The following is a 25250-nucleotide window of genomic DNA, read 5'->3' as shown; positions in this document are numbered from 1 at the left end:
CCACTGGGCGAAGTTAGAACCAAGCCCGAAATGATCAATTAATGATAACACGATTTTCTGAAATTAATTTATCCAGAGCTTTCTTTTCATACATGACATAACGCCCCATTTTGATGTAATCAGGGCCTTTCCGGGTGTGCCTCCACGTTGCCAAGGTCTGTCGTTTTAATCTGAGATATTCCGCAGCCTCATTTGTAGTAAGCAAAAGTCTCGTTGTTTTCGCACCGTAACTTGTTGATGATTCCTGCAATTCTTTTTTCGTTAATTTTCCCATGATATCCCCCTTGATCGCCCCAGAAAGCAAATCTTCCCAAGGTAATTTAAAATCAGTACAATTCAACAGAACTTGGTTCACCGATTGAATGGGTCACCCGCCGGACCACCGGGTTTGCTGGAAGGTAGAACCCGGCATTTGCTGCAACGGAATGTGCCTTGTAAGCACGGACAAAATCCCGTGACCACCATTTTAAATCATCTTCCTTCACCCTGGATGCCCAGGAGTGATAGCGCCACCGGTGGCACATCAGGTGTTTGGTGATGGGATCATCAAAAGATGGGGCAACCTGACTTCCAAAATAATGCAGGTGGTCCAACACCTTCCCGGCCTCGATCTCCGCCCGCTGCTCTGTGTTAATCCTGACCACACCGTCCATGACGTTGATTATGTCGCCAACGGTGGGCATTGAATTATATTTGTGGGTTCTGACAAGCTCCATGGCGGCCTTGGCCACCTGATCAATGGAGAATTCTTTCAGGGCGGCAAACCTGAGCTTCAAGCCGTTGCTGGTGAGGACTGCCCCAGGGTAATTCTCGGCAAGCCCCATCATGACTTCCGTAAATTGCTTGATATCCTGTTTTTCCATGCCTACACCTCCACACCCATTTCAGCCATAAATTGAGAGGCAGCTTGATAATTGCTATCCATCCGGGGAGAACCGGTCACAGTGCCATTTGGGTACCTCCCGGCAGGCATTGCCCCGGCAAAGCCCCCAAGGGAAAACACGGCAGGGGCAGTGGTGCTTATGGTGTCCAGATACCCGGCAGCCCACTTGTTCTTCAAGGTCTTGTCCAGGTAGGCCTTGTACTGCATCCACCCGCCTTTCACATTGGCAGTGGAATACACAATGGCCTCCTCCACTTCCAGGAGGGTGTATTTCTTCACGGCCTGATTAACAAGGGCCTTGACCATGGGCTGGCTGTGCTGTTCCGGAATAAGATCCAAAAGAGAATTTATATCTTCTGTGGCTGGGTACGACGGCGGCACTTCTTCCAGAACCTCAACCACTGGGGTCAATTCCTGCTCCGGCGTAGTAGTCGTTGTTACTACCTCTGATTTGTTAATACCCTTATTCTTTAATACGGGGTCAATTTTCCTGATTTGAATTTTCCGCATACGGTTAATTGCATTGGGTGCAGTATCCTGTTCCGGGGTTTAACCTGGCTGGTGGGTGGCTGTTCCGGTACCGCTTCCTGTATCAAAAATTCCTCCAGATTTGGGGTGACATCCAGGGGAGTGATGCTCGGTTCCTGCTGTGTTATCTTGCGTGCTGCTTCCGGGGATACCCGATGGTCAAAGATAACATGCCGGGTGCCCCTGATCCTCCCTGACTTGTCCCGGACCACATCCCGGTGAATATATCCAGAATCAATCAGCTCATTAATGGCGGTCCTTATGGCACTTGGCCCTTCTTTATAAGTCAGAAGAATTACTTTCCGTGTTATCCGGTAGGAACGGCCCGCTTGCGGATTGCAGTGAATCTGATATTTACCACATGAAGCAAAAAGCCAGAGAATTTGCAGGAATTTTTCAAAGATCGAGTTCTTGTGTTGAGGGGCGTAATGCACAACTTTCTCTTCGCCATCATGGCATACACCGCCTGAGTGATCAAAAATTGAGAGCGCTGACCGTGGTACACAACTATTATTTGAAAAGACCTGACGGGACCACTGCGGCAGAACGATTTTATGAGAACCGTCCGATTGATATGTTTAAATGGTTACTCGGCAATATGAGTCAAGTGCCACGGCCGAGAAATGGAACAAAAATAGCCGCTTAGAGTTAAGTGGCCCAGCTTATGACCAAGCCCTTTAATGTGTATTTCAGACAATACATACCTAAAAGGAAAAAATACTTGAGGCAATGTTTTTTTAAACATTTGAGAAGTCTTCATTATCCTGCCCGGTACCTGCCACCTGAAATACCCCATGCCTCAAATAAGCATCCCACTGTGTCATCATCGGGGATTTATGCGTCATAAGTCTTTTTTTCAGTCCCATTACCGCCCAACCTGATCCCCAAAAGTTTAAACCACAATCCATGAATTTTGTTTTCATTTCTACGTCCATGTTTTATACTTGATAAATGATCACACATGGAGGTTTTGATATATGCCAACGATATTACGGATAGGGCCTTATCGGTTCTTTTTTTATTCCGGTGACTATGGAGAGCCCATCCATGTTCATGTTGAACGTGAAAACAACCTTGCAAAGGTCTGGGTGGACCCGGTAAGGCTCCAAAGTAGTGGCGGGTTTAACAGATCTGAAATAAAAAAAGTTTTATCCATTGTTGAAAAACATCAGGTGGAAATAATGGGGGCATGGAATGACTACTTTAGCGGTTAAAATCAATATTCCAAAGGCAAACAATTTAAACGTAACAGAGGACACTCTTACCGTTGAACTTGACGACGGACGAACCATAAGCGTTCCCCTTGCGTGGTATCCACGGCTCCAAGAGGCTTCTGTGGGTGAAAGAAATAATTGGCGGCTTATTGGGGGTGGGCAAGGGATGCACTGGAGAGATATCGATGAGGATATCAGCGTCCAAGGTATAATTTCCGGGACACCTTCAGGGGAGAGTCAGAATTCTTTCAAACGATGGTTAGAATCAAGGCAAGCTTGTTGATTCCGCAATCTTCCCCCAATTTCAGGGACACTTTACTTAAGAGTACCGGAGGATTCCCAACTGGATTGCTCCTGCCGGCTGCAGCATGGAACAGGCCAGTTTTATTCCCATAGGAGCAGACAAACTGCCCGAGGCCATGGGCACCTGGGAGAAGTCTCCATAAGGAAACAGTAGATTTGCTGGTCCGACTTGCCGTGCTGAAAACCTTTGTGGAAGCCAGTGGGCAGCGTTCAGCCGTCCTGAGTTTTCTGTCCTTGCTCAATATTGCCGAAGGCCACGAGGGCTTTTGATGCGCATGAACGAGCCAAAAACAACTTTGTGGCGCACAAAACAGTCTTTCATGCGCCACAAAATCAATTATGGTTATTCTGCGAGCCACAAACTGAATGATTGGTTATTGGGGACAACCGTGCACTCGACTGTTTCATAATCTCATCAATCTGACCGGCCCCATCCTTCAATGCCTCATCCCTCAAATGGGCATACCGCTGTGTCATCTTTGGGGATTTGTGAGTCATCAATCTTTGAAGTACATACATATCAACTTTTCCTGAACTGGCCAGCATGGAAGCATAGACATGACGTAATCCATGAAGTGGTCGAAACCCTTTTGGTAGCCCTGCCCGCTTTGTAATCCGCTGCCCAATCCTGCCTATTGTGGTCCTCTGTCCTCCCCCTCTCCCAGGAAAAATATATTCACTCCCGGTCTTCACAACACTTTTAAAAATTTCCCTGGCAGTTTCGTTCATGGGAATCTTTTGATCCTCTCCACCTTTAGGACCTCTGATGGAAATAAAACCTGCCTCAAAATTTAAATCTTTCCATTTTAATCTTAAAATTTCCATTCGACGCATCCCGGTAAACAGAGCCACCTTCATAATCCTTCCCACATCAATATTGCTATCCTCTTCTATGGATAACAACAAACGTTCAAGCTCTTCCGGGGTAAGATCCTCGGTCTTTTCATTATTTACTGAAGGTTTTTGGATATGAAAGGAAACTCCCTGGCAGAGATTATTCTTTGTGCCGTAATTAACTATCCATGTAAATAGATTGAGAACGTGCTTAACACTTTGAGGGGAAAGTTTTTTTAACAATTTGAGGCGTACCCGGTCCACATCCAGTTTGATAATAGCCTTAGGCTCTTTGTCACCAAAAACAGGTTTCACATATTTGTTGTATCGCCCAGTGTCAGTGTCAAGACTTTTGCCGGCTTTCCTGTTCATACGGTATTCATTCCAAAGTCACCAATTAATAAATTCAAGGGTTTAGCTTAATTGCTGAGCCCTTTTTTTTATTAGATGAAAAGCACAGTCCTCCACTCTATCCCCCCACAAATACATCAATTTTGGAAAGTTACCTTTCCCATGCAATGCCAAAATGCTTTCCACATTAAATACTCCGGCAAATCAAACGTCAAAAGATTAATGTCTTGCGAAATTAACAATTATTGGATAAATTAGCACAATAAAAAATACCACATAAGAAAAGGATTTAAAATGTCGGATAGATACCCACAAGACCCGGATAATGGCGGGATACAAATCAATGACAATATAAAATCCCATGTAGAAAAACGCATTATGAAGTTTGCAGAGGCAAATCTTGCCGGTAAATATACAAAACTGGATATTCGATTTCGTGATAAATTTTGCTATGTGGATGCTTACGTTGAACCGGAAGAACCTGTAATCAAAGAATGGCCGCCTGATTTTCCCGAAACAAGGGAAGAGCATATGGAACGTATGAGAAATACGCCCATACATCTATGTCGACTTCGTTATTTTGGGAATGACGACGAATGGGGCCTTGCCTTTTACAGCTACGCCCACAACAAATATGAGACATCCGCATTTCCCAATGGAAAATTTTTTGACACCCCAGAAATGGCAATGGAAGCGGCAGTAGAATTTTATCTTTAATTCAAGAGCAAAAATTCAATGTGATTTACCTGGAACAATCCCATCTCTGGATTTTAGGATAATTGTTAATTTTTAATTTTGCGAATCATTGAAAAAACTTAGGGAGTCAGTAATTTTTAATCTACCATTTATTCAGGGTCTCATTCACGAAAAATAACAACCATCGAGTATTAAATGGTAAATTAATAAGGTCTGACTCCCTTACCGTGAGACTAACTGCCTTTATGTAATGGATCCCTTGTCATCGTTCCCATAGATAGATTTATCCGCAAAAATGGCGCAGCCCATTCTTGGCATGTGGCAGAAATGATAAATTTGTTATTTCAGGAGAACATTTGAATGAACAAAATCTGGCAATTTAACCGCATGGAAGTTGCAGGTTCTCTGGGGGACCTGGGAACACTTTTACCCATCTCCCTTGGAATGATACTTGCCAATGGTCTGGATCCCACCGGGACATTTCTGAGCATCGGTCTTTTTTATATTTTTTCAGGAATTTACTATAAAGTCACGGTGCCGGTCCAACCTATGAAAGTCATTGGGGCCTATGCCATTGCCACGGGTATGACCGCCACCCAGATTTCTGCATCAGCTTTTCTGGTGGGCTGTTTTCTGCTCATCATCGGCGGCACCAGCACCATTACACGCATGGGAAAATATATTGCCAAGCCCGTGGTCCGAGGGGTTCAGCTATCCACGGGCATTCTTCTCATGGCAGAAGGGGTGCGGTTCATGGTGGGCACCTCAAAATTTCAGATATTAAAAGCCAGTGCAGAACCCTGGCTGAGCATTCAACACCTTGGCCCCATTCCCATCGGGATTATCCTGGGACTTGCCGGGGGTATTCTCACCCTGCTGTTTCTGGAAAACAAAAAATTGCCCGCAGGTCTGCTGGTGATCATGGGGGGGCTGCTGGTGGGGTTGATGCTGAAAAATATAAACATATCAGACTCCCTGTCACCGGGATTTCATCTGCCTTCCTTTTTACCTGCAGGATTCCCTTCCCAGGTGGATTTCACCTTTGCCCTCATGGCCCTTGTTCTGCCCCAGATTCCCATGACCCTTGGGAACGCAGTCATTGCCTATGCAGATCTCTCCCAGGATTATTTTGGTGAAAAGTCCAAAAAAGTAACCCATAAAGCTGCCTGTATTTCCATGGCCCTTGCCAATTTCATGTCATTTTTCATGGGGGGCATCCCTCTGTGCCACGGTGCCGGAGGCCTTGCAGCCCATTACCGTTTTGGTGCCAGGAGCCCGGGTTCCAATCTTATCATTGGTGGCGTTTTTGTAATTTTAACCCTTTTTCTGGGGCCCGGCCTCATCTTAATTCTCCATCTCATCCCCATGTCCATACTGGGGGTACTTTTAATATTTGCCGGTGGTCAGCTGGCCTTGACCATCATGGATTTAAAGGAAAGAAAAGAACTCTTTGTGCCCATGATTATCATGGGCATCACCCTTGCATCCAACCTGGCTGCGGGATTCATGGTGGGTATTATCATTCACTGGATACTGACATCCGAAAAAATGTCAATCTGAGCAGTTGAACTGCTCCAGATCGCTGATACGGGCGGACCGTATTCTGACCCGATCCTGCCCACAACAAAACTTGAAATACGCCTCATATCTGTGGAGCGTTTCATATAAACCGGGCATTTCCTGGTGGACACAACGCATATTGAAAATGGTATTATGCCGCCGCCCCCCCGATGGGCAATGGGCCCGGACCGGAACTGTAGACAGCTCAATTGTCCGGTTCCTATTGCCCATCGGGGGGACGGCTCTGCCTTAGCTTGCCTTGGAGGCTACCTTCTCATATAAAACAGCCATGATGCGCTGCATCACAACAAATAATGAAATTTTATTATAAAAATATCTGAACAATTTTACCATTCTTTATGTATCTGAAATTATGACATTTAAAAGCACTTTCTCATAAAAAAAGGGATAAAACATTGCTTCATAAATGTACAACCACATTCCACAATGATTCCTCCCTGAAAAAAAACAGGGTTCTGTTTTTTAAATTCAACCGAACAAAGTTCAACATTCAGATACTTATTATCTTTTTGCTTACTTGGATAATAATTTTTCCATCACCACAGGCAATGGGCAACACGGCAACAATATCTAACTCTCCTTCCACAAATAAGACGCAGACAGCTCAAACCACACCAAAGATATCCCTTGAAACCATCATAAACCGTTTGGATACTCTTTATCGCAGTGACACGGCCTATGCTGAAATGGAAATGACCATCCAGACACCCCACTGGAAACGAACCCTGACCATGAAAACCTGGAGCAAAGGGCTGGACAAAACCTTTATCGTCATTGAATCTCCCCCCCGGGAAAAGGGAATCTCCACCCTGCGCAAGGGCAATGAAATGTGGAATTTTTTTCCCAAAATTAACAAAACCATGAAAATCCCCCCCAGCATGATGATGGGCAGCTGGATGGGTTCAGACTTTACCAATGACGATCTGGTTAAAGAAAGCACCCGCATGGCAAATTATTATGCAAAGCTGATCCAGGGTGAAAACCGGGACAATTACTATATAGAATTTGTTCCCCATAAAGAAACAGTGTCCCTGTGGGGAAAAATCGTCTCTGAAATCGATAAAAAAAGCCTGTTGCCTGTCAGTGAAATCTTTTATGATGAGAAAAATCAAAAAATACGGGAACTTTATTTTAAAAAAGTGACCACCTTTGGCAATAAAACCATTCCGGCGGTGATGGAATTAATCCCAACCACCAAGAAAAATCATAAAACAATTATTCATTATACTTCTGCAAAATTTGATGAACCCATTGACAAAAAGACCTTTACGCTTCGAAATTTGAAAAAAAAAAGACGATGAATGCATTGATACTATGAATCCAGAAGAACGCAAAACTCAAATTTTATGACCCCGGGAGCCCACAATGATAATTATGAGAATTGCGTTTAGAAACATTTTTCGGCAACAGCGGCGTTCCCTTTTCACGGCCCTGTCCATGATCATCGGGTTTATCCTCCTTGCCGTCTCCTTTGGTTTTGGAGAGGGGGGATATGGGCACATCATTGAAATGTTCACCCATTCCAGCACCGGGCACATTCAAATTCACAGCCCGGGATATCTGGAACGGCCCAATCTCTATAAAAATTTCCAATATACCCGACAGCTTCAAACGTTGTTAAAAAATATTCCACAAATCCAGGCCCAGGCCCCCCGTATCCATTGCGGCACCCTTGCCTTTATTGACAAAAAAACCACAGCTACCCGCCTCACAGGAGTGGCCCCCCTGAAAGAAAAACAGCTTTCCACCCTGGCGGATAAGGTGGGACAGGGGCAATTTCTGGACATCACCCCGGCAGAGGCCCCCCACAACCAGATTATCATCGGCAACGGTCTTGCACGCATTCTCAAAGCATCCATTGGCAGTGATATTGCCCTGGTTTCCCAGGGGGCAGACGGTTCCATTGCCAATGATCTGTTCAAGGTGGTGGGTATATTAAAAAAGGAGGTGGATGGAACAAATCGCAACAACGCCTATATTCACATTTATAAAGCCCAGGAATTTCTGGCCATGGGTAGCAATATTCATGAGGTGGCAGTGATTCTTACCAGCCACAAAAAATCAAGACAAATTACAAAAACAATCAAAAAACAACTTAAACAAGCAAACTTGACGGAATACGAAGTCCATCCCTGGGAAAAAATTGAAGAACTCTTTTATCGATCCATGAGCGCAGATAAAAAAGGAAACTGGATTTTTTTATTCATCATCGGACTTATTGTGGCACTGGGCGTTCTCAATACAGTGCTGATGTCCATTCTGGAGCGAACCCGGGAATTCGGGGTAATGCGGGCCGTGGGAACCCGACCCTCCCATATTTTTCTGCAAATTGTTCTGGAAACCCTGGGACTCTCGTTCATGGCCACTACTGTGGGAGCATTATGCGCAGGTCCCATTCTCTGGCCCTTTGTGATATACGGCATTCCCATGGAACAACCAATTACCATTGGCGGCATTGAGATCAGCACCTTCAAAGCCGGGTTTGTGCCCGGGGCATTCATTATCCCATTTCTGGTTATTGTGATCACAGCCACACTGGTCAGTGTTTTTCCAGCCATCCATGCGTCCCGGGTAAAACCGGTGGATGCCATGAAAACCCATTAAACGTCAATTATCCCCTGAATGAAACCGTCAGGGATTCTTGCCGTTTTTTATAACCGCCACGGGCGGACCGTATTCTGATCCCGTTCCGCCCACAACAAAGGTCGAAATATTCCCCGGATTTGCGGAGTATTTCATATAAACGGGCATCTCCTGTGGGACACAACAAATATAGGGTCGTAGATGCGGAGCCAGTATTATACCGCCGTCCCCCCGACGGGCAATGGGCCCGGACCGGAACTGTAGACAGCTCAATTGTCCGGTTCCTATTGCCCGTCGGGGGGACGGCTCTGCTGAGATACCCTTGGAGGCTGCCTTTTCATATAAAAAAAACAAAAATGCTTGAAAGGCCCTACTGCAACGTCAAATCTTAATTTTAGGATAACTGCTTCTGAACAGGCCGGAGCCACACCGGTCTGGAAGATGTATCATCCTAAATCTTAGCCTTGACTATGCATTACTCTTTATGGAAAAGAACCATGATTTTATATAAAAAGCCCTGTAAACCGACTAAATTTTCAAGCATTGTTGAGAACAAATCAAAATACGCTCCACCCGTGGCCGTTTACATAAAACTTGCGTGGCGAAATCTCTTTAGAAATAAACGTAGAACCCTTTTGTCTGTGCTGGCCATCGGGGTGGGAATAGCTGCCCTTATTTTTGTGGATGCCCTGCTCATCGGCTGGAAAGATAATATGATCCACACAGCCACTGCCACCTTCATGGGCCAGGGGCAGGTGCATCATAAAGGATTTCTGGAAACCCTTGAGGTGGATAAAACCATTGATCACCCCGGAAAAAAAATAAACAAACTCAAATCCAACCCTGATATTCAGCAGATTACCTGCCGGACCAGAAGCTTTGGCATGATTGCAAGCCCCGGAAATGTGCAAAGCATTATCATCAACGGCATTGACCCGGAAACGGAAAAAAACATGTCAAAACTGGATGAGGCCATTATTAAAGGAAATTTTTCGGGAAAAAATAACGGCCACAACAAAATGCTCATTGGAAAAAAGCTGGCAGAAATTCTGGAGGTGACGCCGGGGGATAAGGTAACCCTCACCGTGGCCCAGGCCAAAACAGGCAACACAGCCCAGGAGATGTTTCGCATTGGGGGTATATTTGAATTCAAAGTTAGAGAGATGGATACCTCCATGGCATTTATAGACCTGCATCAATCCCAGAAGCTCCTTGGAATTAACAAAGACGTACATGAGATTGCCTTTACCTTTAAAGATATAACGCTTTCCACCCAGGTGAATCACCCGGTGTGGAGCCTTCTTGGGTATTCAGATATAGAGACCCTCAGCTGGCTTGAACTGATGCCGGAATTAAAAGCCATGCTGAGTTGGCTCAATGTGAGTATGCTCATCATGACCATTATTCTTTTTGGCATTGTGGCCGCTGGCATTGTAAATACGCTGTTCATGTCTTTATATGAACGCATGTTTGAATTCGGGGTCCTCCGGGCCGTGGGTACCCGTCCGGGGAATCTGGCGTTTTTGATTGTTCTTGAAGCCGGTTCCCTGGCAGTGATCAGTGCCGTGGCAGGTTCAGTCATGGGGGCTATTCTGGTTTATATTTTCAGCAAAGAGGGCCTGGACTACAGTGATACGGAATTTGTTAATGTGGCCATCATTGATCGAATTTATCCGGTCATGGCATCCCATCAATTTATGATTTACCCCCTTTCTCTAATTTTGTTTACCATGGTGATAGGCCTTTATCCGGCCATCCATGCAGCAAAAATAACACCTGCAAAGGCCATGAAAAAATAACACCACTCATATCATCCCATAAAACTTTGTATTTTTGAAAAATTTTCCCCCAAACAGAGATATTTTTTCTACAACAATGGCAAATTTAAAATTAAAGAGTGCCCAAAAACAGAACTCAAAAAAAACAAGGCAAAAAATGTCAAACATCATCATCAATGCACAATCTCTCAAAAAGACCTATAAAACCGGAATGGTGGAAGTCAATGCCCTTAACGGGGTGGATTTTCAAGTCAGGCAGAAAGAATTTACAGCAGTGGCCGGGCCATCCGGATCAGGCAAAACCACCCTCTTGAACCTGATCAGCGGCCTTGACACTCCCACTTCGGGAACGGTGCAATTAAATCAAAAAGAGATCAGCAGTATGAGCGGGGCTGAACTGGGGGATTTTCGACGGGACCACATCGGTTTTATCTTCCAGTCCTATAATTTGATCCCTGTTTTAACGGTCACAGAAAACATTGAATATATCATGCTGCTCCAAGGTATAAAAAAAAATGAACGCCACCGTCGGGTAAAAAAAATCCTTAGCGAAGTTGGCCTTGAGGGTACGGGAAACAGAAAACCCATTGAACTTTCCGGTGGTCAGCAGCAGCGGGTGGCCATTGCCCGGGCCATTGTCAGCAGGCCGAACATTATTCTGGCCGACGAACCCACAGCCAACCTGGACTCCAAAACAGGTCGTGAACTTCTTCAAATAATGCAGACATTAAACCAAAAATTGGGTATCACCTTTGTTTTTTCCACCCACGATCACATGATCATGTCCCATGCCAGACGTCTGGTATGGATACACGACGGACAAATTGAAAAGGATGAAGTGCGGGAGCAGCCATGCCAGGGCGGATAAAAACATCTCAACTTGGCCTGATATTATGTGCGTTGATTATATACCCATGGTTTACGACCCATGGTGAGACGTCCCCGGTGTTTTTAAGCGGTTATCTCAAATCCACTGTAACGGTACAAAAATTTACACCCAACATGACCCAGCCTCCCCTGGAAGATGATACCCAATATGTCATGATTCAGAGTCAACTACGGATGCGATTGTTCCATGAACCATCTGATTTTTGCGCCTTTGAAACCAGCTATGCCATCTCCCCCACGGCAGCAAATCCCCACCTCCTTGCTTCCCAGGGTTTCATCTCTCCCCGGGAAAACAGCTATCGCATACATGACTTTAATGAAACCGTTCTGGACACCCCCCCCAGGGATCTCTCCTTGTTCCACAATCTGGACCGATTAAATATCAATATTTTATTTCCATCTGCCGACCTTTATTTAGGCCGACAGGCCATTTCCTTTGGCAGTGGCAAATTTATTAATCCCACAGATATTTTTTCCCCCTTTCTTTTCCAGGATCTTAACAAGGAAAACAAGATAGGGGTGGATGCCCTGCGCTTAACCTTTTCCACCGGTGATTTCAGTGAAATTGACCTGGGGCTGGTCTTTGGAAAGAACGGTAAAATGAAAAACAATGCGATTTTTCTACGCACACGCCTCCATTTTTACAACACAGATATTTCCCTCATGGCCATGGACTTTAAGAACAATCTAATGCTGGGATTTGATATGACACGATCCATATCAGAGGCGGGGTTCTGGCTGGAGGCGGCCCGGGTATTTGCCGGTCGGTTTGAGAATCATCTTAAAGAGGAGGACTATTTTCGTCTGGTCAGCGGCATTGATTTCAGCTTTTTTGATAACACATATATCTTTGTGGAATATCATTACAACTCCGCAGGAACAAACACAAAGGAAAAATATATTTCCAACACCATTGGCACCGGAAACCCGACCGGCGCCGACACTGCATTAAAAACCGCCTATGCGGATGGTGGGACATACTTATTGGGGAGACACTATCTAATTCCCGGGGTAACCTATGAATTTACGCCGCTATGTTCCGGTACCATGCACAGTCTGATAAACCTGACAGACCTCTCCACATATATGGGAATTTCTCTGGAATATAGTTTAAAACAGGATATTTTCCTGGAGGCAGGGGGGTTTTGGGCCTTGGGAAAACGCCCGGACATGTATGGTCCGGTGGTGATACCCCATTCAGAATTCGGTCTTTATTCCAATATGATCTATGCCGGTGTCCGTTTCTATTTCTAACCCATGCATTGTGCCGGTACCGCTGCCAGCTTCGTCAATTCTCGCTAACTGCCACGGCAAGACCGATGTCAGAACACAGTCTGCCAGTGGCAGTTTATAATAAACTCCGTCCAAAGGTCTGGAATCATGAGAGTTTTATTTTTCGTTGTGGCTGGTGGTTACAGCCATGTATGTTTTTATATGAAATACTCCGAAAATTTAAGGCGTATTTCAAGCTTTGTTGTGGACAGGTCAAATCCCAATATATGAAAAGGCAGCCTCCAAGGCAACCTCAGCAGAGCCGCCCCTCCGATGGGTAATAGGAACCGGACAATTGAGCTGTCTACAGTTCCGGTCCGGGACCATTGCCCATCGGGGGGGCGGCGGTATAACACGTCTACGACCCTATATTCGCTGTGCTCAGCAGGACATGCCCACTATATGGCCATAGAAATCCGGGTTGCGTTCCTGATTCCATTCTGGCACTGTGTAAAACCATAATTCTGGAGAGATTCATGCAAAAATAATACAAAAAAGAGGAAAACGCTGAAAATGGGAATTGAAATAGAACGAAAATTTCTGGTAAAATCGATATCAGGCCTTATGCCATGGCAACGCAGTGGCCTTATCCCATTAACACTACGCCAGGGATATCTAAAAAACAGCAAAGACGTCACAGTGAGAATTCGAACTTCAGATGAGACCGGTTATATCACTGTAAAGGGACCAACAAAAAATGCCAGCAGAAAAGAGTTTGAATACGAAATCGCCCTGGCAGAGGCCATTGAAATGCTTGCTCTCTGCCAGGACGCCATCATTGAAAAAAAACGATATTGCATGGATTATAAAGGATTTAGGTGGGAAATAGATCAATTTTCAGGGAAAAACCAAGGATTGGTTGTGGCGGAAATAGAATTAAGCACACCGGATGAATATTTTGATAAACCGCCATGGCTGGGCAGGGAGGTCACATCTGATCCCCGGTACTGCAATGCCTGTCTGGCGACCCATCCCTTCCAGAAATGGTAATTCAACAAAGCAGGGACTTGACCCGTTCCAAAATCTCATCCCTGATGTCACACACCGCTTCAAGGGGTTTTTCTGCCGGATCGGGAAGATCCCACTCCACCACCTTACACCCGGGAATTATGGGACACGCCTCTCCGCACCCCATGGTGACAATAATCTCCACGTTTCCCAGGGCCAGGGCATCATCCATGGAACAGGGCTGATTAAATGCAATATCAATACCCTTCCGGGCCATGGCTTCAACGGCCAGGGGATTGATTGTTTGGGCCGGACTGCTGCCGGCACTGATCACGTCATATGCATCTCCGGCCAGCTGCCGCGCAAACCCAGCAGCCATTTGACTTCTGCCTGCATTTTCACGGCAGGCAAATAAAATTCGTTTTCTCTGTTGAAACGGTGTCAACACCTTGTCTGCCAGACGCTTCACATCATCCTTCACCCCGGGATGAGCGGCAATGGCACCCCGGTCATCAATGCCGGGGTAACACAGCTCCCGGTCATAGGTACAATCCATTGCATCAAAAAAATAACGGGTGGTGAGCCGGATACCGTCAAACAGATTTTTTCCATGGGTGGCTCCCACAGACAAAAGAATCCCCTTTCGATATTCTGCCCCGGGATCCTTTAAATTAAAGCGGTATTTCCTGGACCAAAGGGTTTGAATGCGATCAATAATGCCCTTAATGCGTGCCGGAACGCCATAGAAATAAACCGGACTGGCCAACACAATGACATCTGCTTTTCGCATGAGTGAAAAAAGATCCCGGGCCATATCATCTTTAATGGAACACAGGCCTTTTTTTTCACAGTACCCACACCCGATGCACGGTTCATAGGACTCAAAGGCAGCCGCAATCGTGTGGGTGGCGCATCCTCTTTTTTCTGCTTCATCCATGAAAAGAGACAAAAGATAATCGTTATTCCCCTTGCGCCGGGGACTTCCATTCAAACCGAGAACAAACATGGATTGCCTCCTTGATTGACGTTACCCGGAAATATTATTTAATGCCCAGCAACTCCACCTCAAAAAGCAATGTGGAACCCGGTGCAATGGCATTGCCTGCACCTCTGTCACCATAGGCAAGATCCGAAGGAATAAACAACTCCCACTTGGAACCCACCTTCATGAGCTGAAGGGCTTCGGTCCATCCTTTGATCACGCCACCCACCTGAAAAGATGCAGGTTTTCCTCTTTTATATGAAGAGTCAAACTCCTTACCGTCAATGGTGGTACCTCTGTAGTGGCATTCAACCGTATCTGAAGCTTTGGGAGTGGCACCGTCACCCGCAGTGATTACCCGGTACTGAAGACCGCTCTCCAGGGTCACAACCCCCTCTTTTCCCTTATTGGCAGCAAGGAATTCATCGCCCTTGGCTTTGTTGTCCTGGGCTGCTGCTTTCATCTGGGCCATCTGTTTTTCCCGCATTTTATTTTGAAATACAGTCATGGCCTCTTTCATCTCTTCCTGGGTCAGGGTGGGTTCTCCTTGTTCTTGACTCTCCTTAAACCCCTGGAAAAAAGACGCCACATTGACATCAAAATCCCGCTTAAGATTCTGGCCGATATTGTACCCCAGGGAATAGCTTATTTTTTCATCTTCCGTTGTGACTGCTTTTTTGGTTTCACCAGCGTTGATATCATGCCAGCCAGGGCACAGAACCAATGCAAAGACAGACAATACAGCCATTTTTTTCAAACCGATCACGGGACGCCTCCTGTAAATTAATATAATGCAACATTTAGATATAAATTCCACTGTCTTTGCTATCAGACTTGGAAATAAATGGCAATGAACTTCTCACACAACCGCCACCCGGAAAAGGTCATGGTGAACGCCAAGGGCATATGTGATTGCACCGCCCACCCTGAAACAAATGCCAAAGGAGGCCCAAGACCCAAAACATTCTGAAACTAAAGCGCTTTTTTTAACACATGGGCAAGCCAGTTTTCCCCCGTTGCCAGGAGAGAACTATCTTTTGAACTATTTAATATTTTAAGAAAATTTTGTTGTAACAACGGTACCAGATCATCCTCCTGCCACAGATAAAACCGTCTGCCTTTTTCATCTTGTCGGACACCGTGTCCCTCTTTTAAAGAAAGAAACAATACCCCCCCGGGTTTCAGACCTGCAATGATATTGCGCAAAAGAGGAAGAAATGCCCGGTGGGGCACATGAACAAGGGCACCGGTGAGAAAAATGGCATCCACGGCCAGCCGGGAAAAATCAAAGGTGTTAAAATCCCCCTGTATCACCCGGCATCCCGAATACTTTGCAGCCAGACTGGCAAGTCCTTGGGATCGTTCCAGCCCCACTGCCTTAAAGCCCTTTTGTTTCAGCCATAATAGATCCCGGCCAGAACCACACCCCACATCCCATACTTCCCCACCAACAGGCAGATGGGTTATCACAGGTAGCAGAAAAGGGGCCGGGTCCACATGAACGGTAGCGTTAAAATAAGACTGAAACTCTTTATGGTAATAATCCACGGTTTTAGGGCACCTCCCTTTCCGGGCTCTCTATTACACAACAAATAGAAACGTCACAGCAATTGCCCCAAGGTTTCCATGTTGATTTTCTCCACAACGGCATTTCCAATGCCGTTTAAAAAAACAAACGCAATGGCATCCTCTTCCTTTTTCTTATCCCGGGTCATGGCATCCAGAACCTCCCCGGCATCAACGGAAAAAGACGTGGGAAGATCCAACCGGGTGAGCACCCGGGAAATTCTACGGCACTCTTCCTGGGATAACAATCCTTTTTTAAAGGAAAACCGAGCTGCGGCAACCATTCCCACAGCCACGGCCCGGCCATGGCCCATACCGGTTATTTTTTCCAGGGCATGGGCAAGGGTATGGCCGAAATTGAGTTTTTTACGTTCTCCCGCCTCCCGCTCGTCCCGCTGCACCACCCCGGCCTTGAGTTTCACAGAATCAAGCACCAGGCGGTTGATCACATCACTGTCCAGGGCCAGGGCTTTTTCGCAATTTTCTTCAATGTAATCCAGCATGACGGCATCGGCAATCAGGGCATGTTTCACGATTTCACCAAAGCCGTTGGAGATCTCTTCCCGGGGCAGACTTTTTAAAAGAGAGGTATCACAGATGACAAATTCCGGCTGGCAAAACACCCCCACCATGTTTTTATAGGCATCAAGATTCACACCGTTTTTTCCCCCCACACTGGCATCCACCTGGGAAAGCAAGGTGGTGGAAACAAAGCCAAATGCAAGGCCCCGCATGTAGGTGGAGGCAACAAATCCCGTAATATCACAAACAATGCCGCCCCCCACCCCCAGTATAAAAGTGGAACGATCGGCTTTAAGCGCTATGAGCTCTTTGTATATTTTCTCCACAGTGGCAAGGGTTTTAATGGTCTCACCCATGCCAATGGTAATCACCGGTGCCGGGGGGAAATCCTGACCCCAGGCAGCCTTTACATTGTGGTCGGTGACAATAACTACCTTTTTCCGGGGCAGGTATTGCCCCACATTTTTCAGATGCTCTCCCACATGTATTCTGGAAATACCGTTGGCACCTTCAACTTGAATAGTTTTCACGCAAATACTCCTGTAATGCCATGTTTGGCGTTAATTTTAACAAAAATTGTATTGTTGCACAGATACAGGTGTCAAGAAAAAAATAATTTGAGTTCATACCCCGGGATGGATTATGATAAAAATAAATACTTACCCAACCGACCCGGCTTGGCCCAAAGGACAGATACATAAAGCGCCAACCCATTATCAAAAAACAGTAACCCAAGGGGGTAAACCGTGACATTATGGGAAAAGGTAAAAGGCGAATTCATTGACATCATCCAGTGGACCGATGACACTCCAGACACCATGGTTTACCGATTTCCACGGTATGACAATGAAATAAAATACAATGCCCAGCTGGTGGTAAGACAATCCCAGGCCGCCGTGTTTGTCAATCGAGGAAAAGTGGCAGACGTATTTTCTCCGGGACAATACAGTCTCACCACGCGGAACCTGCCCGTCCTCTCCACACTGATGGGATGGAAACATGGATTTCACAGCCCCTTTAAAGCTGAAGTTTATTTTGTCAGTCTCCAGAATTTCACCAATCTCAAGTGGGGCACCAAAAACCCTGTCATCTTAAGAGATCCGGAATTCGGGCCGGTGCGTCTGAGATCCTTTGGCACCTATGTGGTTAAAATAGTTGATCCAGAAAAATTCATCAAAGAGATCACCGGCACCCGGGGACATTTTTCCCTGGATGGCGTTGTGGAACAACTGAGAAACCTCATTGTTTCTCGATTTTCCGATCTCCTGGGAGAACGAAAAATCCCGGTGCTGGATCTTACTGCCAGCTATGATGAACTGTCAGCCGTTCTCACCCGCATCATTGCCCCGGAATTCCTTGAATATGGTCTTGAAATCACAAAACTTCTGGTGGAAAACATCTCTTTGCCTGTGAGTGTTGAAGAAGCCCTGGATAAAAAAAGCAGCATGGGCATTGTGGGCAACCTGGATGATTACTTTAAATTTCAGTCTGCCAATGCCATGGCTGCGGCTGCGGAAAATCCCGGAGGGGAGGCTTCTGCCGGGGTGGGCATGGGCATGGGGTTTGCCATGGCCAACCAGATGGGGCAGGCCATGATGCCCGGACAAAAGGGTTTTGATCTCCCTTCCCCTGCAGGCACACCGCCTCCCCTTCCGGAACAATCCCCGGAAATTGTGTACTACCTTGCCGTTAAAGGCAAGCAACTGGGTCCTTTGGGCCAAAATAAAATTATCCACAATATTAAAATCGGAAAAATAAAGCCTGAAATGCTCATGTGGCGCCAGGGACTTAAAACATGGCAGAGGGCCGGAGAAATCCATGAATTAATTGCTCTGTTTAATACAACCCCGCCGCCGTTGCCCGGGAATTAACTCCATAACTTTTTATATAACCGCCAGACCGTATTCTAATCCGGCTCTGCCCACAACAACGCTTGAAATACACCCCGGGTTTGCGGCGTATTTCATATAAACGGGCATCTCCTGTGGGACACAACAAATATAAAATGGTATTTATACCGCCGCCCCCCGATGGGCAATGGGCCCGGACCGAAACTGTAGACAGCTCAATTGTCCGGTTCCTATTGCCCATCGGGGGGCGGCTCTGCCTTAGCTTGCCTTGGAGGCTGCATTGAATATAAACTGCCACGGGCCGACCTTATTTCAATCAGATTATGCCCACAAAAAAAAGCATAAAAAACCATCAATTTTACCAAAATTTTTTTATAAAAAGGACACTGCCATGTCAAAATGCATAAGCTGTTCTGCACCGTTGCCCCCCAACGCCATTGTGTGCGAATATTGCGGCACCAGAAATGACACGGACCTTGCAGGAATACACACCTACACCACCCATGAGCTGGAATCCGCAAGGACCTGTCCCAGATGTAATCTGGCCATGAAAACCATTGATCTTAAACTCAACGGTAAATTTTATATTGAACGATGTCAGCAGTGCATGGGGCTTTTTTTTGATCCCGGAGAACTGGAGGTGCTGCTCAAAGCATCTGTGAAAAACGTATTTCACATCAATCGTAAAAAGCTGGACCGGATTAATGCCACCATGGCAAAAAAAAGCCCATCGGTGAATTATGTCAAATGTCCTGAATGCCACAAGATAATGAACCGGATGAACTTTGGTTCCAGAAGCGGTGTCATTGTTGACAGATGCACCGAACACGGTGTATGGCTGGACGGCGGTGAACTTCGGCATCTGTTTGAATGGATGAAAGCCGGCGGTGAGATCCTTGATCAGGAGGCCAGGGAAAAACAGATACGCAAAAAGGAAAAAGAACAAATGGCGACCACAAAAAAAGACGCCCCCCTCCACACAGGGGGACTGCATATTTATGATAATGAATTTGCCCCGGGAGACACGGATCTGTTCCAGGTTGTTCAGGGGGTGGTTCGATGGTTCATGAAATAATCAGGAAATATCAACCCCAAATGGCCCAGGCTACAGGTCCCTTTCTCATGCTGGGGGCGGCCATTTTGTTTACCCTTCTCAACTTCTTAATCAAATTGCTCAGTCCGGAGTACACCGTTTGGCATATTGTCTTTTACCGCTGTTTTGGGGGCATGGTGCTCTTGAGCTTACTCATGGGTCGCCATGGGCAAAACCCCTTTAAAGGAGATAATATTTCCCTGCTCATGATCAGGGGATTCGTGGGAAGCGTGGCGTTCTGCTGCCTGGTCACGGCCATCAAAATACTGCCCCTGTCCACAGCCGTTGTGATTTTTTACTCATACCCTGCCTTTGCGGCCCTTTTTGCCTTTATCCTCTACCGGGAAACATTGGGCATGGGAGAATTGGGGTCCATTTTCAGCGTCATTGCCGGAGTGGCCATTTTGTTTGATTTCCATCTGGCAGGAGGCGTTCTCGGCCAGAGCATGGCTGTGATATCAGCGGCCCTTGCCGGTCTCACCGTCACCTTGATCAGATCCCTGCGTCTGCACAACGGCCCTGCTGTGATCTACCTCTATTTTTGTGCCATGGGGGCATTGATCACCCTTCCCATGTTCATTCAAAGCCCGGGTATCTCTTTAACCATGAGAGATTTTTTCCTTATCACCGGCATAATTCTCACTTCCATTTTTGCCCAGATTATCATGAACCAGGGTTTTTTCCACTGCCGGGGATGGGAAGGAGGCGTTTTCATGTCCAGTGAGGTGATCTTCACAGCCGTGGCAGGCATTATCTTTCTCCATGATCCTGCTCCCTGGCGTTTCTGGGTGGGTGGTATCATTATCATGGGCAGCGGGGTGATGCTGGCCAGACTGAAAAAAAATACGGCCCAGCCCCCATCTCCGGTACAGGACTCTGCCTTTTCTGAAAAAACGTAAACAAGCGTTAGAAGCGCGAATAAAATAAGTTGAAAAACTTAAATCCCATGGACTTTTTTCATCCAGGCCGCCGTGGTATCCAGCATTCTATTGGCAAAGGCCCATTCATTGTCAAACCAGGCAAGAATTTTCACAAGATTGTTACCACTGACCCGGGTTTGATTGCCATCCACCACCGAAGATCGGGCATCATGATTAAAATCACAGGAGGCAAGGGGCTCTTCTGTATACCCCAAAATCCCCTCCAGACGTCCTTTGGTGGCCAGTTTTAAAATGTGATTCACCTCTTTAACACTGGTTTTCTGTCCAAGTACCATGGTGATATCCAAGGCAGACACATTAATGGTGGGCACCCGCATGGAAACGGCCTGAAATCGACCACAAAGTTCCGGCAAAATACGGTCAATCCCCCGGGCAAGTTCTGTATCCACCGGAATAATGGACTGTCCTGCACACCGGGTTCTGCGCAGATCATGGTGATGGTAGGCATCAATCACCGGCTGATCGTTCATGGTGGAATGGATGGTGGTGATAATTCCAGATTCAATGCCCAGGGCATCGTGGAGAACCCTTAATATGGGAATACTGCAGTTTGTGGTGCAGGAGGCATTGGAAATGACGGTGTGCTCCGGCCTTAACGTCTCTTCATTGATCCCAAAAACAATGGTGGCATCCACATCATCTTCAGCAGGATGGGAAAAAATAACCCTTTTAGCCCCACTTTTTAAATGCTGCTCCGCAATGTTTCTTTCTGAATAGGCTCCGCTGCACTCCATGACCACATCCACACCGAGATCTGCCCAGGGCAGCCGGTCCATCTGTCGTTCATGGGTCAGTTTAATGTAGTTGTTGTTCACAAAAAAATCTTTACCGCACAGTTCAACATCCCCTGAAAACCGCCCGTGGGTGGTGTCATACTTTGTCAAATGGGCAATGGTTTTTGCCTCTGCCGGTTCATTGATGCCCACCACCTCAAGATTTCTGTAATGGTGGGATTCATACAGTGCCCGGAGCACTGATCTGCCGATACGCCCATACCCGTTAATTGCAATTTTATATGCCATTTCTACCCTGCACTTATCATGTCATGTGTGGATCTTCATATCCCGGGCACCCACAAGTCAGCCCCGGGAAACTGTTTTTTTCTTCTCAAATCATCCAGAAATCAACAAAAAAGCTGTAGGGTAAACCGAACATTAAATTTTGTCCATCATAATTCCGTACCAGATGGCAAGAATGGTATTTTCAAAATATCTGTTTTTACTCCTCACTCATAAATTTCCCAACCCGCAACCACATAATGTGCTTCTTCAAAATCAAAAACACACCATGTGATATGAAAGATGAGAAGTTCGAACCCATGAAATTTTTAAACCAATGGATTCACAGGTCAACACTGCCATGGCAAAAATTTAAGTAATACTCAAAAGATACCCCGTCCCATGTCCGAAGACACCACCACCTTTCCGGCCCCCAGAAATTCCTGCAAGGTTTTTTTGGCCCTTTCCATGTCGATGTGCTCTCCACAGCTGAAAATATCCACTGCTGCGTACCGGTGTTCGGGCCAGACATGCACTGTAAAATGAGATTCTGCAATGATCACCACCCCACTGACCCCCTGGGGATTAAAGGCATGAAAAGAAGAACTGATAACAGTGGCACCACTGCTCCGGGCAGCATCAACAAAGGCTTTTTCCAGGGCATCACAATCGCCAAGGGCCTCTTTTCGACAATTATAATAGTCAATGGTCAGCTGCCTGCCCAGGGTCAATCCCCCGGCAGCATGCCTTTCTTTTAATTTTTTCCGGCTGTGTGACATCTTAATTCACTCTCTCCAATGGATAACATCTTCATTTCTGTGGTTGAGCATAAGGTATTTTTTTTATATGAAAAGGCAGCCTTCAAGACAACCTCAGCAGAGCCGCCCCCCCGACGGGCAATAGGAACCGGACAATTGAGCTGTCTACAGTTCCGGTCCGGGACCATTGCCCGTCGGGGGGCGGCGGTATAATACCATTTGGCTCCGCGTCTACGACCCTATATTTGTTGTGTCCCACAGGACATGCCCGTTTATATGAAAAACAGGTGCTGGGTGCTCTCAGCAACTACTTTTTCATTGTTCGTTGTGGCTGGTGGCTACAGCCATGTATGTTTATAAGAAAGTAATTTTAAATATCATAATTTCAGACACATACAGAACGGTAGAACCATTCGGATATTTTTATAATAGACTTTCATTATTTGTTGTGATGCAGCGCATCATGGCCGTTATATGAAATACTCAGCACATCAGGGGTGTATTTCAAGTTTTGTTGTGGGCAGTACCGGGCCAAAGTACGATCTGTCCGTGGCAGTTATGGAAAACGGCTTTCATTTAAGTGGATTATACCGCTTTTTAAATTTTTTTCATTTTTTTTGAACAAATTCTTTTTCACGGTGTCAATGACATACAGAAGAACAAAAAAATGGTATTTTTGTTCACAACCCTTTATCCTAAGGTAAGGAGAACGATTATGAAAAAAATATTGAACATACTCCTCATTACAGCGGTGCTGATCCCATTTCTTTTTTCCCCGGCATGGGCGGGCTCCAGGAATAAACATTTGCTGGAAACAGTGATCATCGGAACAGGTGTGGCCATTCTGGGCACGGCATTAATTCATGAGGTGCACCACAATAATAAAAAACATGCTTATGCCCATAATAGCTATAATAATCAACGGAAATACTCCAAACATTCCAGACACCGGGAAAGACATCCGAGCCATTGCCGAAAACACCGTGGCTGGAACAAACATAAAAAAAGGGGACACATGGTCATGGAAAAAGTCTGGGTGGGACCCGTTTATAGAAACAAATGGAAACCGGGCCATTATAACAGACGGGGCAGATGGGTTAAAGGGCACTACAAACAAATCCTCATCCGGGAAGGATATTGGGAAAAAAGACAGGTGTGGGCACGGAGTGATCGATAATCCTTACAGGATTTCACTTGTCATATAAAAAAACAGTCTCCATGCTTACCTAAGGCAGAGCCCCTCCCATGGGCAATAGGAACCGGCCGATTGAGCTGTCTACGGTTCAGGCCGGGACCATTGTCCCCCGGGAGGCGGCATGATAGCATTTTTCATATTTGTTGTGGGCAGGGCCGGATCAAAATACGGTTTTGCCCATGACAGTTAGTTTTTGAATAACTGCCATGGGCAGACCTTATTCTGAACTCGGTCTGGCCACAACGAAGATTGAAATACATCCCTGATTTGCGGAGTATTTCATATAACCGCCACGGGCGGGCCGTATTCTGATCCGGCTCTGCCCACAACAAAGCTTGAAATACATCCCCGGTTTGCGGAGTATTTCATATAAAACACCAATTCTGTAAACCCCATCGTCAAATAGAATACCAGAGGTGATGAAAATAAACCGCCGCGAGGAAAACAATTTGATCAAAAGGCTTCAGCAGGGCCAGGAGGCAGCCTTTCAGATACTGGTGAAACAATACCAGTCAAGACTCATGGCCATTGCCTGGGGTATCACCCTGGACCACGAAGAAAGCCTTGAAATCGTTCAAGATGTTTTTTTTAATGTGTATCGCAATATCAATGAATTTCGAGGGGATGCCGGTTTGATGACCTGGATGAGAAAAATCACCGTCAACCTGTGCCTTAACTGGAAACGGCGATGGAAAAGACGGTTCAAGTGGCACCATGTCTCCCTGGATTCCGGGGACACATTGTCTTCAAAAGAAGAAAATGCCTCCCCGGAATCACACTATCTGAACCTGGAAATGGAGAAAAATATCATGGCACATGTGGCCAGGCTTCCAGAAAAAATACGCACCGTTTTTATTTTAAAAACAGTGGAAGATATGTCCTACGAAGCCATTGCCCAAATGCTAAACATCAAACCCGGCACTGTAAGTTCCAGGCTTTACCATGCCCGAAAAAGCCTGGCCGGTGCCCTTAAAAGGGAGGCATCATGAAATCCTGCAATAAATACACCCCCAAAATGCTCAGCCAATTTGTGGATAATGCCCTTCCTTCTCAAATCACAAGAACACTGGAAGAGCACCTCACGTCCTGCCCAGCCTGTCAGCAAACAGTGAAAAAATACCAAAACATCACCAATCAGGTGGTAAACGGTATCCAACGCCATAGCAACCGGATGAATGATACAGAGATTGAAAAAAACTTACTCATTAAAATCAGGAAAGAAAATGCCAAAAAGAAATGGAATTTCTCTTATTTAAACGGTTTTATTGATTTTATAAAAGTAAAGAAAATTTACTTGCAGATGGCTTCTTTTGCTGCAATACTCTTATTAAGTATGGCATTTTTGCAGGATCAAAGACCTGCATTTCACACCCCCAGTGCCATTGTGAATTCCATAGACGGAGAGATGGCATCGGTGATGATTCTGGAAACCCCGGACCGGCGTCACACAATCATCTGGTACAAAGAATCCTGAATAAAACAAAGC

The 25250-nt window shown here is 46.0% G+C and carries 30 protein-coding genes; 18 read left to right on the top strand and 12 right to left on the bottom strand.

Annotated elements, in window-relative coordinates; all coding sequences use genetic code 11:
- Positions 1-34: 34 nt before the first annotated feature.
- Genes B9A32_RS05075 through B9A32_RS05065 form a run of 3 tightly spaced genes read right to left on the bottom strand, consistent with a single transcriptional unit; the run spans position 35 to position 1393 of the window.
- Positions 35-274: a helix-turn-helix domain-containing protein gene (locus tag B9A32_RS05075; protein ID WP_084067304.1), complete on the bottom strand. Its 240-nt coding sequence runs from the start codon at positions 272-274 to the stop codon at positions 35-37.
- 52 nt (positions 275-326) lie between these two features.
- Positions 327-863 (bottom strand): hypothetical protein, encoded by a 537-nt coding sequence (locus B9A32_RS05070; protein ID WP_084067303.1) that lies wholly within the window; start codon positions 861-863, stop codon positions 327-329.
- 2 nt (positions 864-865) lie between these two features.
- Complete coding sequence (locus B9A32_RS05065) at positions 866-1393, bottom strand: hypothetical protein (protein ID WP_212637766.1); 528 nt, start codon at positions 1391-1393, stop codon at positions 866-868.
- Positions 1394-1679: 286 nt separating this feature from the next.
- Here B9A32_RS05065 and B9A32_RS21045 point away from each other — a divergent pair, with 286 nt between their 5' ends.
- The gene (locus tag B9A32_RS21045) at positions 1680-2057 is read left to right on the top strand and encodes a DUF6399 domain-containing protein (RefSeq protein WP_139795714.1); all 378 of its coding nucleotides are present in this window, start codon (positions 1680-1682) and stop codon (positions 2055-2057) included.
- Between the two features lie 91 nt (positions 2058-2148).
- Here the strand turns inward: B9A32_RS21045 and B9A32_RS05055 are convergent, their stop codons facing one another.
- Positions 2149-2334, bottom strand: coding sequence for a hypothetical protein (locus B9A32_RS05055; protein ID WP_084067300.1), 186 nt, complete (start codon positions 2332-2334; stop codon positions 2149-2151).
- Between the two features lie 54 nt (positions 2335-2388).
- On the opposite strand from B9A32_RS05055, the gene B9A32_RS05050 reads away from it, so the two are divergent.
- Together B9A32_RS05050 and B9A32_RS05045 are read left to right on the top strand one after the other, a co-directional pair.
- A complete protein-coding gene (locus tag B9A32_RS05050; RefSeq protein ID WP_084067299.1) occupies positions 2389-2625 on the top strand; it encodes a DUF4160 domain-containing protein in 237 nt (78 codons plus the stop codon).
- Positions 2606-2908: a DUF2442 domain-containing protein gene (locus B9A32_RS05045; protein WP_084067298.1), complete on the top strand. Its 303-nt coding sequence runs from the start codon at positions 2606-2608 to the stop codon at positions 2906-2908. The genes B9A32_RS05050 and B9A32_RS05045 overlap by 20 nt, the downstream gene beginning before the upstream one ends.
- A 353-nt stretch (positions 2909-3261) precedes the next feature.
- Here B9A32_RS05045 and B9A32_RS05040 read toward each other — a convergent pair whose 3' ends face one another.
- Positions 3262-4134, bottom strand: a complete 873-nt coding sequence (locus tag B9A32_RS05040) for a tyrosine-type recombinase/integrase (RefSeq protein WP_084067297.1) — start codon at positions 4132-4134, stop codon at positions 3262-3264.
- Positions 4135-4407: 273 nt separating this feature from the next.
- On the opposite strand from B9A32_RS05040, the gene B9A32_RS05035 reads away from it, so the two are divergent.
- Together B9A32_RS05035 and B9A32_RS05030 are read left to right on the top strand one after the other, a co-directional pair.
- Complete coding sequence (locus B9A32_RS05035) at positions 4408-4830, top strand: hypothetical protein (protein ID WP_084067296.1); 423 nt, start codon at positions 4408-4410, stop codon at positions 4828-4830.
- A 339-nt stretch (positions 4831-5169) separates the two neighbouring features.
- Positions 5170-6369 (top strand): putative sulfate/molybdate transporter, encoded by a 1200-nt coding sequence (locus B9A32_RS05030; protein WP_084067295.1) that lies wholly within the window; start codon positions 5170-5172, stop codon positions 6367-6369.
- On the opposite strand, the gene B9A32_RS21555 is transcribed toward B9A32_RS05030, so the two are convergent.
- On the bottom strand, positions 6333-6473 hold the full coding sequence (locus B9A32_RS21555) for a hypothetical protein (RefSeq protein WP_212637758.1): 141 nt from the start codon (positions 6471-6473) through the stop codon (positions 6333-6335). The two genes, B9A32_RS05030 and B9A32_RS21555, sit on opposite strands and share 37 nt — an antisense overlap.
- 465 nt (positions 6474-6938) lie before the next feature.
- Between B9A32_RS21555 and B9A32_RS05025 the strand changes: the two genes are divergently transcribed.
- From B9A32_RS05025 to B9A32_RS05000, 6 genes are all read left to right on the top strand, one after another.
- Entirely contained in the window at positions 6939-7691 is a 753-nt protein-coding gene (locus B9A32_RS05025; RefSeq protein WP_212637756.1) for an outer membrane lipoprotein-sorting protein, read from the top strand.
- Between the two features lie 64 nt (positions 7692-7755).
- A complete protein-coding gene (locus B9A32_RS05020) occupies positions 7756-8994 on the top strand; it encodes an ABC transporter permease (RefSeq protein WP_084067293.1) in 1239 nt (412 codons plus the stop codon).
- 449 nt (positions 8995-9443) lie between these two features.
- A complete protein-coding gene (locus B9A32_RS05015; RefSeq protein WP_084067292.1) occupies positions 9444-10772 on the top strand; it encodes an ABC transporter permease in 1329 nt (442 codons plus the stop codon).
- A gap of 136 nt (positions 10773-10908) precedes the next feature.
- Complete coding sequence (locus B9A32_RS05010) at positions 10909-11619, top strand: ABC transporter ATP-binding protein (RefSeq protein WP_084067438.1); 711 nt, start codon at positions 10909-10911, stop codon at positions 11617-11619.
- Entirely contained in the window at positions 11604-12893 is a 1290-nt protein-coding gene (locus B9A32_RS05005) for a hypothetical protein (RefSeq protein ID WP_139795713.1), read from the top strand. Before B9A32_RS05010 ends, B9A32_RS05005 begins: the two co-directional genes overlap by 16 nt.
- 531 nt (positions 12894-13424) lie before the next feature.
- A complete protein-coding gene (locus tag B9A32_RS05000) occupies positions 13425-13901 on the top strand; it encodes a CYTH domain-containing protein (RefSeq protein WP_084067290.1) in 477 nt (158 codons plus the stop codon).
- Between the two features lies 1 nt (position 13902).
- Here the strand turns inward: B9A32_RS05000 and B9A32_RS04995 are convergent, their stop codons facing one another.
- The 4 genes from B9A32_RS04995 to aroB form a co-directional block, all read right to left on the bottom strand.
- Positions 13903-14865, bottom strand: a complete 963-nt coding sequence (locus B9A32_RS04995) for an NAD(P)H-dependent oxidoreductase (RefSeq protein WP_084067289.1) — start codon at positions 14863-14865, stop codon at positions 13903-13905.
- A gap of 34 nt (positions 14866-14899) precedes the next feature.
- The gene (locus B9A32_RS04990; RefSeq protein WP_232367047.1) at positions 14900-15607 is read right to left on the bottom strand and encodes a BamJ family beta-barrel-assembly machinery protein; all 708 of its coding nucleotides are present in this window, start codon (positions 15605-15607) and stop codon (positions 14900-14902) included.
- Positions 15608-15813: 206 nt separating this feature from the next.
- Positions 15814-16389 carry a class I SAM-dependent methyltransferase gene (locus B9A32_RS04985; RefSeq protein WP_084067288.1) on the bottom strand — a complete coding sequence of 192 codons (576 nt, stop codon included), beginning with the start codon at positions 16387-16389 and terminating at the stop codon, positions 15814-15816.
- A gap of 53 nt (positions 16390-16442) precedes the next feature.
- Entirely contained in the window at positions 16443-17459 is a 1017-nt protein-coding gene (gene aroB / locus B9A32_RS04980) for a 3-dehydroquinate synthase (protein WP_084067287.1), read from the bottom strand.
- Between the two features lie 216 nt (positions 17460-17675).
- On the opposite strand from aroB, the gene B9A32_RS04975 reads away from it, so the two are divergent.
- From B9A32_RS04975 to B9A32_RS04965, 3 genes are all read left to right on the top strand, one after another.
- Complete coding sequence (locus B9A32_RS04975) at positions 17676-18800, top strand: SPFH domain-containing protein (protein WP_084067286.1); 1125 nt, start codon at positions 17676-17678, stop codon at positions 18798-18800.
- 370 nt (positions 18801-19170) lie between these two features.
- Positions 19171-19854, top strand: a complete 684-nt coding sequence (locus B9A32_RS04970; RefSeq protein WP_084067436.1) for a TFIIB-type zinc ribbon-containing protein — start codon at positions 19171-19173, stop codon at positions 19852-19854.
- On the top strand, positions 19839-20771 hold the full coding sequence (locus B9A32_RS04965) for a DMT family transporter (protein WP_084067285.1): 933 nt from the start codon (positions 19839-19841) through the stop codon (positions 20769-20771). The genes B9A32_RS04970 and B9A32_RS04965 overlap by 16 nt, the downstream gene beginning before the upstream one ends.
- A 38-nt stretch (positions 20772-20809) precedes the next feature.
- Here B9A32_RS04965 and B9A32_RS04960 read toward each other — a convergent pair whose 3' ends face one another.
- Together B9A32_RS04960 and speD are read right to left on the bottom strand one after the other, a co-directional pair.
- The gene (locus B9A32_RS04960) at positions 20810-21835 is read right to left on the bottom strand and encodes a glyceraldehyde 3-phosphate dehydrogenase NAD-binding domain-containing protein (RefSeq protein WP_084067284.1); all 1026 of its coding nucleotides are present in this window, start codon (positions 21833-21835) and stop codon (positions 20810-20812) included.
- A 359-nt stretch (positions 21836-22194) separates the two neighbouring features.
- Positions 22195-22590: an adenosylmethionine decarboxylase gene (gene speD / locus B9A32_RS04955; protein WP_084067283.1), complete on the bottom strand. Its 396-nt coding sequence runs from the start codon at positions 22588-22590 to the stop codon at positions 22195-22197.
- 453 nt (positions 22591-23043) lie between these two features.
- Between speD and B9A32_RS21550 the strand changes: the two genes are divergently transcribed.
- The 4 genes from B9A32_RS21550 to B9A32_RS04940 all read left to right on the top strand — a co-directional run bounded on the left by B9A32_RS21550 (position 23044) and on the right by B9A32_RS04940 (position 25238).
- Positions 23044-23190, top strand: a complete 147-nt coding sequence (locus tag B9A32_RS21550) for a hypothetical protein (protein ID WP_212637754.1) — start codon at positions 23044-23046, stop codon at positions 23188-23190.
- Between the two features lie 242 nt (positions 23191-23432).
- The gene (locus B9A32_RS04950; protein WP_139795712.1) at positions 23433-23774 is read left to right on the top strand and encodes a hypothetical protein; all 342 of its coding nucleotides are present in this window, start codon (positions 23433-23435) and stop codon (positions 23772-23774) included.
- A 439-nt stretch (positions 23775-24213) separates the two neighbouring features.
- Complete coding sequence (locus B9A32_RS04945; RefSeq protein ID WP_232367046.1) at positions 24214-24753, top strand: RNA polymerase sigma factor; 540 nt, start codon at positions 24214-24216, stop codon at positions 24751-24753.
- Positions 24750-25238 (top strand): anti-sigma factor family protein, encoded by a 489-nt coding sequence (locus tag B9A32_RS04940; RefSeq protein ID WP_084067280.1) that lies wholly within the window; start codon positions 24750-24752, stop codon positions 25236-25238. The genes B9A32_RS04945 and B9A32_RS04940 overlap by 4 nt, the downstream gene beginning before the upstream one ends.
- The last annotated feature ends 12 nt before the right edge of the window (positions 25239-25250 follow it).

Origin of the sequence: Desulfocicer vacuolatum DSM 3385 (genome assembly GCF_900176365.1) — a bacterium.
Taxonomy (GTDB): domain Bacteria; phylum Desulfobacterota; class Desulfobacteria; order Desulfobacterales; family Desulfobacteraceae; genus Desulfocicer; species Desulfocicer vacuolatum.
This window is presented reverse-complemented; position numbering and strand designations above follow the sequence as displayed.